The organism is Mesorhizobium sp. M1E.F.Ca.ET.045.02.1.1, assembly GCF_003952485.1.
GTDB lineage: Bacteria > Pseudomonadota > Alphaproteobacteria > Rhizobiales > Rhizobiaceae > Mesorhizobium.
The window spans coordinates 5,775,672-5,794,345 of sequence record NZ_CP034447.1; the positions used below are offsets into that span (position 1 = coordinate 5,775,672).

Annotated in this window: 15 protein-coding genes; 9 read left to right on the plus strand and 6 right to left on the minus strand. The window is 63.7% G+C overall.

Annotated elements, in window-relative coordinates; translation table 11 throughout:
- Window positions 1–36: 36 nt before the first annotated feature.
- Entirely contained in the window at window positions 37–1,425 is a 1,389-nt protein-coding gene (gene sthA, locus EJ070_RS27995) for a Si-specific NAD(P)(+) transhydrogenase (RefSeq protein ID WP_126094252.1), read from the minus strand.
- Between the two features lie 263 nt (window positions 1,426–1,688).
- Here sthA and EJ070_RS28000 point away from each other — a divergent pair, with 263 nt between their 5' ends.
- The 4 genes from EJ070_RS28000 (at window position 1,689) to EJ070_RS28015 (ending at window position 4,890) form a co-directional block, all read left to right on the plus strand.
- Window positions 1,689–2,297 (plus strand): isoprenylcysteine carboxylmethyltransferase family protein, encoded by a 609-nt coding sequence (locus tag EJ070_RS28000; protein ID WP_245464692.1) that lies wholly within the window; start codon window positions 1,689–1,691, stop codon window positions 2,295–2,297.
- 201 nt (window positions 2,298–2,498) lie between these two features.
- Window positions 2,499–2,969 carry an RDD family protein gene (locus EJ070_RS28005; protein ID WP_126094253.1) on the plus strand — a complete coding sequence of 157 codons (471 nt, stop codon included), beginning with the start codon at window positions 2,499–2,501 and terminating at the stop codon, window positions 2,967–2,969.
- 140 nt (window positions 2,970–3,109) lie between these two features.
- The gene (locus EJ070_RS28010; RefSeq protein ID WP_126094254.1) at window positions 3,110–3,874 is read left to right on the plus strand and encodes an arginyltransferase; all 765 of its coding nucleotides are present in this window, start codon (window positions 3,110–3,112) and stop codon (window positions 3,872–3,874) included.
- Between the two features lie 119 nt (window positions 3,875–3,993).
- A complete protein-coding gene (locus EJ070_RS28015) occupies window positions 3,994–4,890 on the plus strand; it encodes a DMT family transporter (protein WP_126094255.1) in 897 nt (298 codons plus the stop codon).
- Here EJ070_RS28015 and EJ070_RS28020 read toward each other — a convergent pair.
- Window positions 4,878–6,053 (minus strand): AI-2E family transporter, encoded by a 1,176-nt coding sequence (locus tag EJ070_RS28020; protein WP_126094256.1) that lies wholly within the window; start codon window positions 6,051–6,053, stop codon window positions 4,878–4,880. The genes EJ070_RS28015 and EJ070_RS28020 overlap by 13 nt on opposite strands.
- A 247-nt stretch (window positions 6,054–6,300) precedes the next feature.
- Window positions 6,301–8,556 carry a DNA topoisomerase IV subunit A gene (gene parC / locus EJ070_RS28025; RefSeq protein WP_126094257.1) on the minus strand — a complete coding sequence of 752 codons (2,256 nt, stop codon included), beginning with the start codon at window positions 8,554–8,556 and terminating at the stop codon, window positions 6,301–6,303.
- A 419-nt stretch (window positions 8,557–8,975) separates the two neighbouring features.
- On the opposite strand from parC, the gene EJ070_RS28030 reads away from it, so the two are divergent.
- Window positions 8,976–10,166 carry a hypothetical protein gene (locus EJ070_RS28030; RefSeq protein ID WP_126094258.1) on the plus strand — a complete coding sequence of 397 codons (1,191 nt, stop codon included), beginning with the start codon at window positions 8,976–8,978 and terminating at the stop codon, window positions 10,164–10,166.
- 97 nt (window positions 10,167–10,263) lie between these two features.
- On the opposite strand, the gene aspS is transcribed toward EJ070_RS28030, so the two are convergent.
- A complete protein-coding gene (aspS, locus tag EJ070_RS28035; RefSeq protein WP_189350703.1) occupies window positions 10,264–12,054 on the minus strand; it encodes an aspartate--tRNA ligase in 1,791 nt (596 codons plus the stop codon).
- Between the two features lie 136 nt (window positions 12,055–12,190).
- Window positions 12,191–12,949, minus strand: coding sequence for a DeoR/GlpR family DNA-binding transcription regulator (locus EJ070_RS28040; RefSeq protein ID WP_126094260.1), 759 nt, complete (start codon window positions 12,947–12,949; stop codon window positions 12,191–12,193).
- A gap of 109 nt (window positions 12,950–13,058) precedes the next feature.
- Between EJ070_RS28040 and EJ070_RS28045 the strand changes: the two genes are divergently transcribed.
- Complete coding sequence (locus EJ070_RS28045; RefSeq protein ID WP_126094261.1) at window positions 13,059–14,282, plus strand: MFS transporter; 1,224 nt, start codon at window positions 13,059–13,061, stop codon at window positions 14,280–14,282.
- A 62-nt stretch (window positions 14,283–14,344) separates the two neighbouring features.
- Here the strand turns inward: EJ070_RS28045 and EJ070_RS28050 are convergent, their stop codons facing one another.
- Window positions 14,345–15,340, minus strand: a complete 996-nt coding sequence (locus EJ070_RS28050) for an ornithine cyclodeaminase family protein (RefSeq protein ID WP_126094262.1) — start codon at window positions 15,338–15,340, stop codon at window positions 14,345–14,347.
- 130 nt (window positions 15,341–15,470) lie between these two features.
- Between EJ070_RS28050 and EJ070_RS28055 the strand changes: the two genes are divergently transcribed.
- The 3 genes from EJ070_RS28055 (at window position 15,471) to rnd (ending at window position 18,629) form a co-directional block, all read left to right on the plus strand.
- A complete protein-coding gene (locus EJ070_RS28055; RefSeq protein WP_126095930.1) occupies window positions 15,471–15,932 on the plus strand; it encodes an Lrp/AsnC ligand binding domain-containing protein in 462 nt (153 codons plus the stop codon).
- Window positions 15,933–16,084: 152 nt separating this feature from the next.
- Window positions 16,085–17,323: an MFS transporter gene (locus tag EJ070_RS28060; protein WP_126094263.1), complete on the plus strand. Its 1,239-nt coding sequence runs from the start codon at window positions 16,085–16,087 to the stop codon at window positions 17,321–17,323.
- A gap of 154 nt (window positions 17,324–17,477) precedes the next feature.
- Entirely contained in the window at window positions 17,478–18,629 is a 1,152-nt protein-coding gene (gene rnd, locus EJ070_RS28065) for a ribonuclease D (RefSeq protein ID WP_126094264.1), read from the plus strand.
- The last annotated feature ends 45 nt before the right edge of the window (window positions 18,630–18,674 follow it).

Here is an 18,674-nt window from a genome sequence, read left to right on the forward strand (position 1 = left end):
GGAACGTCGCTCCTGGCAAGGAGCTTTGTCCAGTGTCTATCCCTGCCCCATCCTGTTCCAGGCATCCAGGCCCGCGATCTTGTAGGCTTCGGCCAGCGTCGGATAGTTGAAGGTGTTGTTGACGAAGAAGTCCACGGTACCGCCGAGATTGATCACCGCCTGGCCGATGTGGATGAGCTCGGTGGCGCCCTCGCCGACAATGTGGGCGCCGAGCAGCCGTCGCGTCTCGACCGAAAAGAGGAGCTTCAGGAAGCCTGAGTTGACGCCCATGATGTGGCCGCGCGAGGTTTCCCGGAAGCGTGCCACGCCGACCTCATAGGCGATCCCGCTCTCGCGCACCTGCTCCTCCGATTGGCCGACGGTGGAGATCTCCGGCACCGCATAGATGCCATAGGGAAAGGTTTCCGGCGGCGGCGGCAGGGTGACGCCGAAAGCGTGACAGGCGGCCACCCTGCCCTGCTCCATCGAGGTGGAGGCAAGGCTTGGGAAACCAATGACGTCGCCGGCGGCATAGATGTTCTGCGCGCTGGTCTGGAAGGTTTTCGGATCCACCTTGATACGGCCTCTCCCATCGGCTTCGATGCCGACCATCTCCAGGCCGAGGCTGGCGACGTTGCCGGTGCGGCCGGCGGCATAGAGCACGATCTCGGAGCGGATGGTGCGGCCGTCGGCCAGCGTCACCTCGGCATGATCCGGCTTCGAAGCGATTTCCTTGACCGTGCTGCCGAGGCGAATGGTCATGCCGCGGTCGCGCATCTGGTGGATGAAGTCGTCGACGATCTCGCGGTCGATGAAATCGAGGATCGTGTTGCGCGGCTCGACCAGCGTCACCGGCACGTCGAGCGCCGAGAAGATGGTCGCATACTCGACGCCGATGACGCCGGCGCCGATCACCGTCAGCGTGCGCGGCAGATGGTGGAGTTCCAGCATCTCGTCGCTGTCAAAGATGCGCTTCTTGTCGAAGGGCACGTCGCCCGGACGATGCGGCCTGGTGCCCACGGCGATCAGCGCGTTGGCGAAACCGACTTCGCTGTAGTCACCGTTGTCCGCCGTCAGGCTGACCCGGTTGGGGCCGAGGAATTTCACCGCGGCGCGCGCGCTCTTGACCGTATTGCGCATGAACTGGTGCTGCAACACCTCGACCTCATGGTCGAGCGTCTTGTGCAAGCGCTCGACAAGGTCGGTGACCGAGATGTCCTGCTTGACGCGGTAGCCACGCCCGTAGAAGCCGCGCTCGCGCCAGCCGGAGAGGTTGAGGACCGTCTCGCGCAGTGTTTTCGATGGGATGGTGCCGGTGTGCACCGAGACGCCACCGAGGCGGCGGCCCCTGTCGACCACCAGAACCGATTTGCCAAGTTTGGCCGACTGTACCGCGGCGCGGCGCCCCGAGGGACCGCTGCCTATCACGAGCATGTCGTAGTCCATTTCCCCACCTCTTTGTGCGCCGCAGCAGGCTAAACTGGGAAGAGCGTCATGTTCAACTGCCAACACGCCATTCGCCGGGGACTCGAGAGATTCCACCGCATACAACCAAAGCCACTCAAAAGCTTAACCTCGCGGCAAGGGCTTGCGTGCAATGGTCTCATACGAGGGGACCGCCGGGGATCGACGACTTGACCATTCTGAAAAGCATCGCCCTGTCTGGCGAAGGAACGGGATTCCTCTCCGGGCCACGGGCGAGCGAAGTCTTGACGGACTTGCGCGAGGGCTTCTTCCGCTTTTTCGCGCTGGCTGTGATGTCGCTATTCGTTTATCGCGGCGTGTCCCAGCTCATCATCGACCCGGCTCGGCTCAACGTCCTGCTGTTGACGATTTCCGAAACCCTCACCCTCATCTGGCTGCTCCTCGCGCGCCGCCCGATCGTTCGCGACTGGAGCCCGTTCACCGTGGTCATTTCGGTGACGGCCACTTTCGGCGCCGGCCTCATCTCGTTCGAGCAAGGCGTCGCGATCATTCCGCTCGCGATCGCCGCACCGGTGCAGTTCCTGTCGCTGTGGATGTCCATCTGGGGAAAGATATCGCTCGGCCGCTCCTTCGCCATCCTGCCCGCCAACCGGGGCGTCGTGACCGACGGCGCCTACAGATTTGTCAGGCACCCGATTTACGCCGGCTACCTTATGGGACACGTCGTGTTCCTGCTGTCGAATTTCTCGATCTACAATTTCACCGTCTACGCCATCATCAGTCTGTTCCAGATTCACCGCATCCTGCGCGAAGAACGGCTTCTTGCCATAACGCCGGAGTATAGCGAGTATCTCAACAAGGTCCGCTACCGGCTCTTGCCGGGCGTCTTCTAATGCATGTCGCCCAAAAGTGTGCAGCGGTTTTGGGAAAACGACATGCATCAAAACAAGGACCTAAAGCGCGTCGCTTGAATCCGTTTCAGCGCGACGCGCTTTAGACCCCCGGGCCGGCCAAGCCCAAATCCGTTCCTTGAATTCAGCGCTGCCCTCACCATCTGAGATGGCGGGCATCGAATGCCCTTATGAGGAAAGGACATGAACACGCGCGTGCTTGACGGCGAGATCATCACAACGAGGTTCGAGGACACGCGCGCCTATCGCGGCGTGCGGACCAGGCGCGTCTTCGCCTTCATCCTCGACTATTTCATCGTTGCGCTGCTCACCATCCCCTTCGCGATACTGGTCGCCGTGCTTGGGCTTTTGACCTTCGGCCTGGGCTGGGCGCTGTTTTCCGTCCTGGTGCCGGCGGTTGCCATCCTCTACATCTGGAACACGCTGGGCAGCCGTGACCAGGCGACGACCGGTATGAAGATCATGGGCATCCGGCTCGACAAGCTCGACGGCACCCGCATCGACGGCCTGACCGCGGTCGTGCATTCGGTGCTGTTCTGGGCCGCCAACGTCATCCTGACGCCGCTGGTGCTGCTGGTCACGCTGTTTTCCGACCGCAAGCGCACGCTGCATGACCTGCTTCTCGGCACGGTCGTCACCCGCACCGACATCTGACGGTGCCTGCGGCCGCCATCGCCGCGCCGGTTGTGCTAGAATATGAACAGGCTAGGCCGGCCGCGGCCGCACAATCCTGTTGAATTTTTCGCCGGCCGGGCCAAAGGTAGAGCGATTCGCAGGAGCGTTTCCAAGATTAGATGACGCAGCATCCGACCCAGTCGCCGCAGTTCTTCCTGACCGCGCCGTCGCCATGCCCCTATCTGGAGGGCCAGTTCGAGCGCAAGGTGTTCACGCACCTTGTCGGCGACAAGGCGCCCGAGATGAACGACCTCTTGACCCAAGGCGGCTTCAGGCGCTCCCAAAACATTGCCTACAGGCCCGCCTGCGAATCCTGCCGCGCCTGCGTGTCGGTGCGCATCCTTGCGCAGGAGTTCACCACCAGCCGCAACATGCGCCGCGTCATCCAGCGCAATGCCGATCTGATCGGCGCCATGCACGACGCGCAGCCCTCGACCGAGCAATATTCCCTGTTCCGCGCCTATCTCGACGCCCGGCACCGGCGCGGCGGGATGTCCGACATGACGGTGCTCGACTATGCCATGATGGTCGAGGACACGCATGTCGACACCAAGATCATCGAATACCGGCGCCGCGGCCCCGACACCTTCATCACCGGCAAGGGCCAGGGCGAGCTGATCGCCGTGGCGCTGACCGACAAGATGGCCGACGGCCTGTCGATGGTCTATTCCTACTTCAATCCCGATTTCGAGGATCGCTCGCTCGGCACCTTCATGATCCTCGACCACATCGCCCGCGCCAAGGCGATGGGACTGCCCCACGTCTATCTCGGCTACTGGGTCAACGGCTCGCGCAAGATGAGCTATAAGATGCGTTTCATGCCGCAGGAGCATCTCGGCCCGAAGGGCTGGGAACGCTACGACCACGAAGCGGTCAGTCGCTGACCATTTTTTCCAAAGCCCGACCTTAAACTGTTTCAAGAGCCAGGAAGCTGGTGTTTCCGCCGCTCGCTGTAAGCGTGCGCCATCAAGCCAGCCGTCTGCAAATCATTGCGAGACTTATCATGTCTTCCCACCACGACCACCAGAAGGGCCTGCTGATCACTGCCATCGGCGGATTGACGCTTACCGTCGACATTCCACTGATCCGGTTGGCCGACGGCAGCCCCTGGACCATCATGATGCTGCGCACCGGCACGACACTCATTGCCGCCTTGATAATCTGGGCCGTCTGGCGTGCGTTGCGCGCCAATGCGCCGCAACTCATTCCCGGCTGGTCGGGACTTGCCGTGGCCTTTTGCTACGGCCTGACCGGGATAACCTTCGTCACCGCCGTCTACCACACCTCGACAGCCGACCTGGTGTTCATCCTCGCCTTCAACACCGTGTTCGCGGCGCTGCTATCGTGGCTTTTTCTCAAGGAAAGACCCCGGCTCGGAACTGTGGTCGCGATGCTGGCGATGATCCTGGGCGTGCTGATCATCGTCGGCGGCTCGGTCGGCACGGGTCATCTGTTCGGCGATTTCATGGCGCTCTGCTCGGCTTTCTTCGTCGCCTTGGCCATCACCATCTCGCGCGCCAGCGGCAAGGACATGGGCTTCACGGCGCTCGTCGGCGTCATCCTGCCTCTGGCGGTCGCCTTGTTCATGGTCTCGGGCGAAGGGTTTCACGTCAACCAGCCATGGTGGATCATCTTCAACGGCGCCGTGATCATGCCGATCTCGTTCTTCTGCCTCGCCAATGGACCGAAATACATCTCGGGGCCGGAGGTGGCGATGTTCTATCTGCTCGAGACCGTGCTGGCGCCGATCTGGGTCTGGCTGGTCTTTGCCGAGACGCCGACGCGCAACAGCCTGATCGGTGGCACGATCCTGATCGTGACGCTGGCGGCGCATTCGCTGTGGCAGTTGCAGGAGGGCCGCAAGCGCCGCGCGGCGCTTGCCGTCGTTCACCCGGCCTGAATTTTCCTGACCTCGGGTGCCTCCTCGTCGATGGCAGGCGCCTGTTCATCCATCATCTCGACCTCGCGCAGCCATTCGCGCCAGATGGCGACAAGCAGCGCCATCAGCACCGGACCGATGAAGAGGCCGAGGAAGCCCATCGTCTTGACGCCGCCGATCAGCCCGAAAAAGGTGGGCAGGAACGGCAGCTTGATCGGCCCGCCGACAAGCTTCGGGCGCAGCGTCTTGTCGACGATGAACAGCTCGACCGCGCCCCAGGTGAACAACGCCATGCCGGCAAACAGCTTGCCGCTGGCGGCGAGATAGATCGACACCAGCGTGAAAGAGAGCGGCGCGCCGCCGGGGATGAGCGCCATGATGCCGGTGAGCGCGCCGAGCGTCACCGGCGACGGCACGCCGGCCAGCCAGTAGGCGACGCCCAGCACCAGGCCTTCGCCGATGGCGATGACGGTCATGCCGGTGACGGTGGATGAGATGGTGGCCGGCACGACGCGCGAAATCCGCTCCCAGCGCGTCGGCAGGATGCGCTCGCCGAGACGATCGACCTGCGCGGCGAAAGCCTCGCCGTCGCGATAGGCGAAAAACAGCGCGATCAGCATGAACAGCAGCGTCAGCAGCAGGCCGAAGGCGCTGCCGCCGGCGGCCAGCGCGCCACGGTAGATGGTGCCGATGTTGGAGCCGCTGACCATCTGGATCAGTTCGCCGATGCCGCCGGGATGACCGAGATTGGCCGTCCACTGCTGGTTCAGCCACTCGCCGATGACGGGCATCGTGGCGATCCATTGCGGCGTGGCGGAACCGTGGCGGTTGGTCTCGATCGCCCATACCACCCATTCGCGCAGCTCGTTGATGGCATAGGTGCCGGCAAGCGCGATCGGCACCACCAGGAAAGTCAGGATGAACAGAATCGCAAGGGTCGCGGCGATGGTGCGGTTGCCGCCGACCGCGGCAAGCAGCCGGCGGTAGAGCGGCCAGCTCGCGAAGGCGATGACGAGGGCCGCCAGAACCGGAAACAGGAAGCCGTGGAAGAAATAGACGCCGGCGGCGGCGATCAGCACCAGGAGCCAGCGCGCCGCCGACAGCGGCGGGATGACGGCCGCCCTCAGCGGCGTCGACAGGCCGAACAGGCGCTGCCCCGGTTTCTGGATTTCAGCCCGCTTCAACCCGGCGTTTCTCCCCATGGTTCGATGGATGCTTATGCGCCATGATAGTGCAGCAATCGTGACGATAGTCCAAATGTCTAGGAATCTCCCCCCTCGAGGGGGAGATGGCCGGCAGGCCAGAGGGGGTCGCCGCGCGTGGAACGGCAACGCCTTTCGCGACCAGGAGAACGCTGGCGCTCTACGTTAGACGACTCCCTCTGTCGCCTTAGGCGACATCTCCCCCTCAAGGGGGGAGATTAGCGCCGCGCTACCCGAACTTGCCCGTCCTCGGGAAACCCTTCGGCACCATGCGGCCGGCGGCGGCGCGGGCGCCGATCCATTCGGCCAGTTCCTCGCGCGACTTGGTAAAGGTGCGATCGGCGGAGTCCTGCCAGGTCAGTCCCGCTGCAATCGTGAAGGTCTTCAGGTCCAGCACGCCGCCGTCCTTGTATTTCTGCAGGCGCACGCCCTTGCCGCGCGCCATCTCGGGAATCTCGGCGAGCGGGAAGATCAGCATCTTGCGGTTCTCGCCGACGATGGCGAGATGGTCGCCGGCGACCGGGACGCAGCGCTTGGCCTCGTCCGGCGCCTTGACGTTCATCACCTGCTTGCCCTTGCGCGTGTTGGCGACGACCTCTTCCTCGGAAACGACGAAGCCGTTGGCATCGTATGAGACCAGGAGCAGCTTGCGCTTGGGATCATGCACGAAGGCGGTGACGATGTCCTGGTCGTTCTCCATGTCGACGATGATGCGGATCGGCTCGCCATGGCCGCGCCCGCCCGGCAGCCGGTCGGCGCCGATGGTGTAGAACTTGCCGCCGGTGGTGAAGACCAGGATCTTGTCCGTGGTCTGGGCATGGAAGGCGAGCTTCAGGCTATCGCCTTCCTTGAAGGCAAGCTGCGAATGGTCGGTCAGATGACCTTTCATCGCGCGCAGCCAGCCTTTTTCGGAGACGACAACTGTCACGGGTTCGCGCTCGATCATCGCATGCGCGATGTCGGTCAGATCATGCTCGGGCGCGTCGGCGAACTGGGTACGGCGCCTGCCGATCTCGGTCTCGGGTCCGAACTTCTTGCGGATCTCGGCGACCTGCCATTTGATCGTCGCCCATTGCTTGGCGTCGGATGCCAGCAAGGCCTCGATCTGCTTCTTCTCCTCGGTCAGGCCATCATATTCCTTGCGGATCTCGATCTCCTCGAGCTTGCGCAGGGCGCGCAACCGCATGTTGAGGATGGCTTCGGCCTGGTTGTCGGTGAGCGCCCAGCGGGCCATCATCACCTGCTTGGGCTCATCCTCCTCACGGATGATCCTGATCACCTCGTCGATGTTGAGATAGGCGATCAGGTAGCCGGCGAGGATTTCCAGGCGCTTCTCGATCTCGCCCAGCCGATATTTCGAGCGGCGGACAAGCACGTCGCGGCGGTGGTCCAACCATTCTTTCAGCACGCCCTTCAGCGACAGGACGTTGGGCACCTTGCCGCGCGACAGCACATTCATGTTGAGCGGGAAGCGGCTTTCGAGCTCGGTGAGCTTGAACAGCGATTCCATCAGGATGCCTGGATCGACGGTGCGGCTCTTCGGCACCAGCACGATGCGGATGTCCTCGGCGCTCTCGTCGCGAATGTCTTCGAGCAGCGGCAGCTTGCGCGCCATCAACAGCTCGGCGATCTTCTCGATCAGCCTGGCCTTCTGGACGCCGTAGGGGATCTCGGTGACGACGATGCTCCAGGTGCCCCTGCCCTGGTCCTCCTGGCCCCATTTGGAGCGCACGCGGAAACCGCCGCGGCCCGTCTCATAGGCTTCGAGGATCGAGGCGCGGCTGTCGACGATGATGCCGCCGGTCGGGAAATCCGGCCCCTGGACGAAATCCATCAGCTTCGCCACGGGCGCGTCCGGATGCTCGATCAGGTGCAGCGCGGCATCGCAAAGTTCGGCGGCGTTGTGCGGCGGGATCGAGGTCGCCATGCCGACGGCAATGCCGGACGAGCCGTTGGCGAGCAGGTTCGGGAAGGCGCCCGGGAGCACGACCGGCTCCTCGTCCTCCTCATTGTAGGTCGGCCGGTAGTCGACGGCGTCCTCGGTGATGCCGGCGAGCAGCTCGGTCGCCACCTCCGTCATGCGCGCTTCGGTGTAGCGCATGGCCGCGGCGTTATCGCCGTCGATGTTGCCGAAATTGCCCTGCCCGTCGACCAGCGGGTAGCGCATCGAGAATTCTTGCGCGAGGCGCACCAAAGCGTCGTAGATCGACTGGTCGCCATGCGGATGGAACTTACCCATCACCTCGCCGACGATGCGGGCGCATTTGGCAAAGCCCTGGTCAGGGTTGAGCCGCAAGAGCCGCATGGCATGCATGATGCGGCGATGGACCGGCTTCAGTCCGTCGCGCACATCCGGCAATGCCCGGTGCATGATGGTCGACAGCGCATAGGCGAGGTAGCGCTTTTCGAGCGCTTCCTTCAGATCGACCGGTTCGATATTGTCGCCGCCGCCATTGTCCTGCGGCGGCAAATGCCTTTTTCCCATGGATTTGGACTAGCCGAGCGGGTGATTCGCGGCAAGCGTCGGGTTGGAATCCGGCGGATTCGTCGCGCGCAATGTGGGCACGCAAGGACGACGCCGGCGATGTGAGGGATTTCACGGAAGCGGCGAGGCGAACATTCCAATTTGGCGCCCATCTGCAACAGGCTTCGGCTGCAAGTGGGGCGCCGGCCAACATCAATCTGTTACATGCGCCCTCTATCTGGGCAGGCAATGCGCTGGCTGAGGAGAGCCGCGGTCTTCATGACTAATTCACCGCATCATGCAAAGCGTGCCGGCCCGCCTTTGCTTTTCATCGCCGTTTTCGACAAATGGGCCGGGAAGCGCCTTTTTCCCGTCCCGTTCGTCACGGAATGGTGATGGGGCAGGAACTCAAAACACTTTTCAGGACAGGGAACTCGCCAATGACAATCCAACGCTCAATGCTCAAGAAACTGGCTTTTTCAACCTTTCTGCTGACCCTGCCGCTCAATGCCGCCTCCGCCGCCGATCCGGCCGTGGCCGAGCGCGTCAAGGCGACGCTTGCCGCCCAGGGCGTCGACATTTCCTGGACCGGGGTTTCGGGTGACGATTCGAATGTCGTTTTGCAGGGCGTCTCCATCAAACCGGCCGCCGAGAAGGAGGCGCTGCCGATCGGCGACGTGAAGCTGGAGGGCGTCAGCGAGGCCAATGGCGGCTTCGACATCGCCACCGTCTCGACCTCGGCCTTCGAGCACAGCAAGGACGGCGTGACGCTCAATCTCAGCCCCTTCGTCATCCACGACATGAAAGTGCCGGCCGAAGGCAGCACCGATCCGCTCGGTTCGATGATGATGTACAAGTCGGCCGAGCTCTCCAGCATGACGGTCAAGGTCGGCGACAAGACGGCTTTCTCGATGGACGGGCTTGCCGTCCAGATAACCCCGCCGGCCGACGGCAAGGCGATGGACTTCACCGCCAACACGGAGAAGTTCAACGCCGACCTGACGCTGGTCGACGACCCGAAATCGAAGGAGGCGATCGACGCGCTCGGCTACCAGAACATCTCCGGCAACATCTCGATGGCCGGCACCTGGCAGCCCTCCGACGGCAAGATGGAGCTGTCGAAATATGACATCTCGGTCGACAACGCCGGTACGCTCGGCATGACCTTCGATCTCGGCGGCTACACGGTCGACTTCATCAAGTCGATGCAGGCTATGCAGAAGCAGCTCGCCGCACAGCCCGAAGGCGCCGACAATTCCGCACAGGGCATGGCCATGCTCGGCCTCCTGCAACAGCTTTCCTTCAACGGCGCCTCGGTGCGCTTCGACGACGATTCGCTGACCGGCAAAGTGCTCGACTATGTCGGCAAGCAGCAGGGCATGTCGGCCAAGGACGTCGCCAACCAGGCCAAGGCGATCGTGCCGTTCGGCATGGCGCAGCTCAACAATCCCGAACTGACGGCAGAGGTCTCGGCCGCGGTCAACAAGTTCCTCGACGATCCGAAGAGCCTCGAGATCTCGGCCGAGCCGCCGTCGTCGGTGCCGTTCGCGCTGATCATGGCCGGCGCCATGTCCAACCCGCTCGACCTGCCCAAGACGCTCGGCGTCAAGGTCAAGGCGAACGAGGACTGATCGAGCGGAACGCTCAAACAAAGAGCCCGGCAGCGATGCCGGGCTTTTTTTGTTGAGATCGATTCTCGAAACAAGAGGAACCGCTTGGGCGCGATTCCTAACCTTCTTTCTTCGCCACTGCGACCCGCAGCGACAGCTCGCGAAGCTGCTGCGGAGTGGCTTCCGAGGGCGCGTTCATCAACAGGTCGTAGGCCTGCTGGTTCATCGGGAACATGGTGACCTCGCGCAGGTTCTTGGCGCCGACGAGCAGCATGACGATGCGGTCGATGCCGGCCGCCATGCCGCCATGCGGCGGCGCGCCATACTGGAAGGCGCGGTAGAGGCCGCCGAAACGCTCCTCGACCGTCTGGCGATCGAGCCCGACCATCTCGAAGGCCTTGACCATGGTTTCCGGCAGGTGGTTGCGGATGCCGCCGGAAGCGATCTCGAAGCCGTTGCAGACCATATCGTACTGGAACGCCTTGATGCCGAGCGGCTCCTGGCCGCTGAGGGCATCGATGCCGCCCTGCGGCATCGAGAACGGATTGTGGGCGAAGTCGATCTTGTTCTCGTCCTCGTTCCATTCGAAGAACGGGAAGTCGACGATCCAGCACAGCTCGAAGCGGTCGCGGTCGACGAGGTTCAGTTCCTCGCCGGCGCGCGTGCGCGCCGCGCCCGCGAAGGCGACGAACTTTTTCGGATCGCCGGCGACGAAGAAGGCGGCATCGCCATCGGCAAGGCTGAGCTGCTGGCGGATCGCCTCGGTGCGCTCCTCGCCGATGTTCTTGGCGATCGGGCCGGCGCCTTCGAGCTTGTCTCCCTCCTTGCGCCAGAAGATGTAGCCGAGGCCCGGCTGGCCTTCGCTCTGCGCCCAGGAGTTCATGCGGTCGCAGAAGGCGCGGCTGCCGCCGGTCCTGGCCGGGATAGCCCACACCTCGGCCTTCGCATCATTGGCCAGGATGCTGGCGAAGACCTTGAAGCCGGAATCGCGAAAATGATCCGAGACCGCCTGGATCTCGATCGGATTGCGCAGGTCCGGCTTGTCGGTGCCGTAAGTCCGCATCGCCACGTCAAAGGGGATACGGCGGAATTCCTGGGTCACCGGCTTGCCAGCGGCAAAGGTCTCGAAGACGCCGCGAAGCACCGGCTCCATGGTGGAGAGCACGTCATCCTGCTCGACGAAGCTCATCTCGAGATCGAGCTGGTAGAACTCGCCGGGCAGGCGGTCGGCGCGCGGGTCCTCGTCGCGGAAGCAGGGCGCGATCTGGAAATAACGGTCGAAGCCGGAGACCATGATCAGCTGCTTGTACTGCTGCGGCGCCTGCGGCAGGGCGTAGAAGGTGCCGGGATTGATGCGCGACGGCACCAGGAAGTCGCGCGCTCCCTCCGGCGAGGAGGCGGTGAGGATGGGCGTCGAGAATTCGGTGAAACCGACCTCGTCCATGCGCTTGCGCATCTCGGCGATGATCTTCGTGCGCGCCACGATGTTCTTGTGCAGCGTCTCGCGACGCAGGTCGAGGAAGCGGTATTTCAGACGGATGTCTTCCGGATAGTCCGGCTCGCCGAAGACCGGGAGCGGCAATTCCTTGGCCGCCGAGAGCACCTCGATCTCGCGCGCGAACACCTCGACCTCGCCGGTCGGCAGGTTGGGGTTCACCGTCTCCGGCAGGCGCGCCTTGACCTCGCCGTCGACGCGGATCACCCATTCGCCACGCACGGTCTCGGCGATCTTGAAGGCCGGTGAATCCGGATCGGCGACGATCTGGGTCAGACCGTAATGGTCGCGCATGTCGATGAAGAGCAGCCCGCCATGGTCGCGCACGCGATGCACCCAGCCCGACAGGCGTACGGAATTGCCGACGTCGCTCTTTCTCAATTGGGCACAGGTGTGGCTGCGGTAACGATGCATTGTCATTGGTGGAGTCCGGAATTGCGGGCGAAAGCCCGGCTCGAAAATTGGCGCGAAAAGCGCATGAGAGGCCGGCTTTGTCAAGGCAAGCGGTCACACAGGGCAAGCGGCCATACAGGCTGGCGACTTTGGGCGTTCACGCGAAGCGGATTTCAGCGCCCTGCCGCTGGAAATCGGCGAGGATGGCGGCGGGCGCCGTTCTTTCCACCACCAGATGGCGGATCGCGTCGGGTGCGGCGACACGATACGGCGCGGCAGTGGCGAGTTTGTCGTTGGTAGCGGCAATGACGATGCCGGCGCTGTTTTTCGCCATGGCGCGCTTCACCTCGGCTTCGGCCGAATCGAAAGCCGTGACGCCGCGCGAGGCATCAAGGCCGCAGGAGCCGAGGAAGAACAGATCCGCGCCGAGTTGCGCCACGGCGGTCAGCGTGTCGCCGCCGACGCAGGTGCCGAGGTCGCGGACGTACCGGCCGCCGAGCACGATCAGCTCGACCAGGGGAAGATCGGCGAGAGCCGTTGCCACGCCCAGCGAATTGGTGGCTACCGTCAGCTCGATGTCGCGCGGGATCGCCCTGGCGATCGCCTCATTGGTCGTGCCGCCGTCGATGAACAGGGTCTGGCCGGCGACGAGCACGCCTACCGCAGCCTTGGCCAGGCGCAGCTTCTCCTCGACCGCATGGCTGCTGCGCTGGCTGATCGTTGCCGCGGCGAACGGCGCCAAAGTGACCGCTCCGCCATAGACGCGACGCAACTGGCCGGCCTTGGCGAGTTCCCGCAGATCGCGCCGCACCGTGTCTTCCGAGACGCCGAAGCGGCTGGCGAGCTCGCCCGCCAGAACCCTTCCGTCGGCCGCCAGCCGGTCGCGAATGAATTGGTGTCGTTCCTCGGTCAGCATGCACGATCCCATTTTGTTATGCACGTTCTTGCATGTTTTGCATGTTTATGCAAGAACGGCGCATCGGATCGGCAATGCCGTCCCCCCTCTCCCGATGGAAAATGCCGCAATGACCTTTGGCTTGAAACTCGCCCCCCAGCACCGCGTCTATGCCGGTTTCGCTATCTACTCCTTTGCCATGGGCAACATTTTCCCGCGCCTGCCGGACATCAAGCGCGCCATGGAGATCGAGGACGGCACGCTGGGGCTCAGCCTGATCGGGACGCCGATCGGCACCTTGACGGCGCTGACCCTAGCCACACCGATCCTGGAGCGCGTCGGCTTTCGCCGCGCGCTGCTTTGGCTGGTGCCGCTGATTGCGCTTGTCTACGCGCTTGCCGTTCATGCGCCGGGACCTGTCGCACTGTTCCTGCTGCTGCTGCCGGTCGGGCTGATGATCGGCAGCGTCGAGATCATCCTCAATGTCGAGGCCGACAGGACCGAGTTCATGCTGAAGCGCCGCATCATGAACCGGGCGCACTCCTTCTGGAGCGCGGGCTTCTTCGGCGCCGGGCTGTTCGGCGGCGCCATGGCGCATCTCGGCCTGTCGCCGCAACTGCATCTGGCGCTGGTGGTGCCGATGGTGGCGGTTTCGATGGCGCTGTTTCTCGGCGGCTTCGAACCGGCACCCGCCCGCTTCGCCGCCACAGGCCATAAGCCACCGATGTTCGCGCGGCCGACGCTGCCGATTCTGGTCCTCGTTGCGGTAACGCTTTCGGCAATGCTGCTGGAAGGCGCCAGCATCGACTGGTCGGCGATCTATATTCGCACCGTGTTCGACTCCGGCCCGTTCGTTGCCGGCTTGACGGTGGCGCTGTTTGCCTTCTCGCAGGCGACGACGCGCTTTTTCGCCGACCGCTTCGTCGACCGCCACTCGCCCAGCGGCGTGGCGTGCGTGCTGCTCGCAACGATGGCGGCCGGCGTGCTGATCGTCTTCTTCTCGCCCGCGCCGCCGGTATCGATGCTCGGCTTCGCCCTGTTGGGGATCGGCAGCAGCGCGATCTTCCCGCTGGCGATCTCCGCGGCAGCCCAGCGGACGGACCGGCCCGCGGCGATCAACGTCGCAGCGCTGTCGCAGATCTCCTTCATCGCCTTCCTGCTCGGTCCGCCGCTGCTCGGCTTCGTATCGGACCATTGGGGCATCCGCTCCGCCTATGGGATCGGCATCCCGTTCATCGCGCTCAGCCTGCTGACGGCAGGTTCGCTTGGCCGGCGGCCGGCCAAGTCCGCCGTGCCGGCGGACGAAGCGCCCGATCCGGCGCGGAAGATGCTGCCGCAAGCCGGCGAGGCATGAGCGGCCCTTCCGTTGTCAGACCGATGCGCTCTTACACCTGTGGCTCGTCGTGGCGGCCACCCCTACAGCGATGCGACGCTCCCGATTCCGCGGTGAATCGCCTCGCGGTAAGCGAGGTCGGCCGCCACCATGTCCTCCATTGCAACGCCCATTGCCTTGTAGACGGTGACCTGGTCGGCGCTGACCCGTCCCGGCCGCACACCGAGCAGCATCTCGCCAAGTTCGGTTCCGGTTTCCGGATCGATGCCGGCCAGTTCACAAGAACCGACCGGCGTCGGGGCGAATGCATCGCTTGTCTCGACGAAGAGGCTGGCCTTGCCGACAAGCTCGATCGGCAATTCGCCGCCGGGTGGCGCAACACCGACCGACGAGACATGCGTGCCGGGCTGCACCCATTCGGCTGAAATCACCGGCTCAAAGGAATGCGTTGCCAGGCAGACGACATCCGACGAGCGCACCGCGGCCTCGATATCGCTGACGGCAACAACACCCGGATGTAGCGCGGCAAGCGCCTGCGCATCCGCGAACTCCTTCGAGACAACGCGGATCTCGGCGAAGTCGCGGACCAGTGGCAAAAGGCGCAGGTGCTGGCCGGCCTGGACGCCGGCGCCCACCACTGTCGCGACCTTGACGTCGCGCCGGGCCAGTTCGCGCACGGAGAGCACAGCAGAGCCGGAGGTGCGCACGGCAGTGATGTAGGTACCGTCCATGACGCAGATCGGGAATCCGGTCTGCGGGTCGAACAGATGGATGGTGGCGAGATGGCTGGGGATGCCTTTGGCAATGTTGCCCTCGAACACGTTGACGATCTTCACCGTCAGATGCTTGCCCACCATCCAGGCCGGCATCGCCAGCGAATAGCCTGCCTGCGGAATGTCGAGCTGGGGTCGCGCCGGATTGACGACCTTGCCGCCAGACAGTGCTTGGAAGCCGTCCGCCAGTACGTCGAGGAGCCGGCGGAGGTCGATGCAGGTTTTCACCTCGGCCTCGCTCAATATGAGCACCGGCGTGTCACCCTTGGCGTGGGCGTTGCGGTCGTTCGGTATGGCTGATGTCATGGGTCTTGCCTTGGTCCGGTTAAGTTACCCACGAACGATATTGCGACCTGACAGCGTGATGAAATATGGTGTTTTGACGATTTCAACGTGACTATCACGCTATTCTTGGCCAAAAAGTGTGAGCACTGAAATGGACGATCTCGACCGTATCGACCGCTCTTTGTTGCGTTTGTTGCAGGAGGATGGCCGCCGCACCACGCTCGACCTCGCCCGCCAGGTCGGACTGTCGCCGACGGGCGCCTCGCAGCGCATCAGGCGGCTGTTCAGCGAAGGCTTCATCCGGGCGGTACGAGCCGTTCTCGACCCGGCCAGGATCGGGAAGGCGCAACTTGTCTTCATCGAGGTGCGGCTCGACCATACGGCGCCGCATGTCTTCGACCGCTTCGCCGAGGCGGTCTTGCGCGCGCCCGAGATCATCGAGTGCCACATGGTGGTTGGCGGCTTCGACTACCTAGTCAAGGCGCGCATCGCCGACATGGCAATGTTCCAGGATTTCCTGCAGCGGGTCATCCTGCCGCTGCCAGGGGTCAGGGAAACACACACCTACGCTTCGATCGCCAATGTGAAGCCCGACGCCTTGTTGCCGATCTAGATTGGCATCGACGCGGCGTCCGCCTTCCACCCTAACCCTAAACTCAACCCAGGACGCTATTCATCGCGTGGCCCGTCGCCTTGGAATTGCCGCTGGCATTGGCGGTGGCGATGGTCCAAGAAGGATCACCAACATGTGATTGCCTTCCCCTCATGTCCTCGATACGCCCGCTGATCCCGCTCCTCATCGCCGCAGGCATCCTGCTCGGCGGCAACGGACTGCAGGGCACGCTGATCGCGCTGCGCGGCGCGCGGGAAGGCTTCTCCGCCTCCGACATCGGCCTGATGGGCACGTTCTACTTTGCCGGCTTCCTGCTCGGATGCCTGGCGGTCACCCGCATCCTGAAGGCGGTCGGTCATGTGCGGACATTCTCGGCGCTTGCTGCGATCGCCTCCGTCGGCACGCTGCTGCTGGTATTGGTCATCGACCCGGTGATGTGGTGCGCGATACGCTTTGCTGGCGGCTTCTGCTTCGCCGGCCTGTTCACCGTCATGGAGGCGTGGCTCAATTCCGGCGTCGGCAACAAGGATCGCGCCCGCGTGCTCGCGATCTACCGCATGGTCGATATCGGCTCGGTCACCGGCGCGCAGTTCCTGATCCCGATCTTCGGCGCAGGCGGCTTCGCCATCTTCGCCGTCATGTCGATGATGATCACCTTCTCGCTGGTGCCGGTCTCGCTCGGCGACCGTTCCAACCCGGCGCCGCCGGAAGAGGTCAAGCTCGATTTGCCACGCGTCTGGCGGATCTCGCCGCTTGGCTCGATCGGCTGCATCGCCGTCGGCGTCACCAACAGCGCCTTCCGCACGCTGTCGCCGGTCTATGCCGAGGAGATCGGCATGTCGGTGGCCGATGTCGTCACCTTCGTCAGCGTCGGCATCTTCGGCGGCGCCCTCATCCAATATCCGCTGGGCTATCTTTCCGACCGCTGGGACCGGCGCTCGGTACTGCTGACGACGACATGCTGCGCCATGCTTGCCGCGCTGGCGCTCGCTTTCGTGGCGCGCGGCGATCCTTTCCTGAACTTCGCCATCGTCTTTATCTTCGGCTGCTTCGCCATGCCGCTCTATTCGCTGTCGGCGGCGCATTCCAACGATCGGGCCGGCAAGGGCGAGTTCGTGCTGGTCAATGCGGCGCTGATGCTGTTCTATTCCTTCGGCGCGATTGGCGGTCCGATCGCCGCATCGGCGGTGATGCAATATTTCGGGCCCAGCGCCCTGTTCGTGTTCAGCGCCTTTGTCTATGCCATTCTCATTATCGTGATCCTGTACCGGATGCAGGTTCGATCCGGCGTTCCCGCCGGCAGTCGAAGCCGTTTTACCGCGCTCTTGCGCACCTCGACATTCTTCGCGCGGCTCGCCCGGCGGGGCAATGATTCAGACAAGCCGGATTAAAGCGAGATCGTCATCCCGCTTTATCTTCTTGTTTGAGCATGATCTTTTCCGAAAACCGCTGCACACTTTTCGGGATCATGCTCTACCTGCGGCTTGACGAAAGCGCCTGCTGCTGGAATTGAAAGAGACCTGATTTCTTGCCAAAAGCGATTTGATGCACGTCATCACCACCCAGAAAGAACTCGAAAGCGCTGTCGCGGCGTTCGAAAAGTCGGAATTCGTCACCGTCGATACCGAATTCATCCGCGAAACGACCTTCTGGCCGATCCTCTGCCTCATACAGATGGCCGCGCCCGGCGTGACGGCGCTGATCGATCCGCTGTCGCCACACATCGATCTCAAACCGTTCTTCCGGCTGATGGCCAACGAAGCGGTGGTCAAGGTCTTCCACGCCGCGCGCCAGGACATCGAAATCATCGTCCATCTGGGTAACCTCGTGCCGCATCCGGTGTTCGACACGCAGGTGGCGGCCATGGTCTGCGGCTTCGGCGACAGCGTCTCCTACGATCAGCTGGTGCAGCGCATCACCGGCGCCAGGCTCGACAAATCCTCGCGCTTCACCGACTGGCGGCACCGGCCGCTCTCCGACAAGCAGCTCGAATACGCGCTCGCCGACGTCACCCACCTGATCAAGGTCTACCAGCATCTCAGCGCCGAGCTGAAGCGCGAGGACCGAGCCCATTGGCTGAACGAGGAGATGGACATCCTCACCTCGCGCGAGACCTACGATCCGCATCCGGAGGATGCCTGGAAGCGGCTGAAGATGCGGCTGCGCAAGCCGCAGGAGCTGGCGGTCGTGCAGGCGGTGGCCGCCTGGCGCGAACGCGAGGCGCGCGAACGCGACGTGCCGCGTGGCCGTGTGCTCAAGGACGATGCGATCTACGAGATCGCGCAGCAGGCGCCGCGCGATGCGGCGGCTCTCGGCAAGCTGCGCACGACGCCGAAAGGCTGGGAGCGTTCGGCGACGGCCACGGCGCTGCTGGGTGCCGTCAACGCCGCTCTCGCCATGCCGAAGGAGACGATGCCGAAACTGCCGAAGAGTTTTCAGCCGCCGGAAGGCTCGAGCGCGGCGGCGGAACTGCTCAAGGTGCTGCTTCGCATCGTCGCCGAGAAGGAGGGCGTCGCCTCCAAGGTGCTCGCCTCCAGTGACGACATCGACCGCATCGCCGCCGAAGGCGACGCCGCCGAAGTGCCGGCGCTGCAAGGCTGGCGGCGCGCCGTATTCGGCGACCAGGCGCTGCGGCTGGTGCGCGGCGAGATCGGCATCAAGTTCGACAAGCGCAGGATCGCGGTCTTCGATCTCTAGCGCCTCTCCTTCTCTCCCTGTGGGAGAAGGTGGATCGGCGCGCAG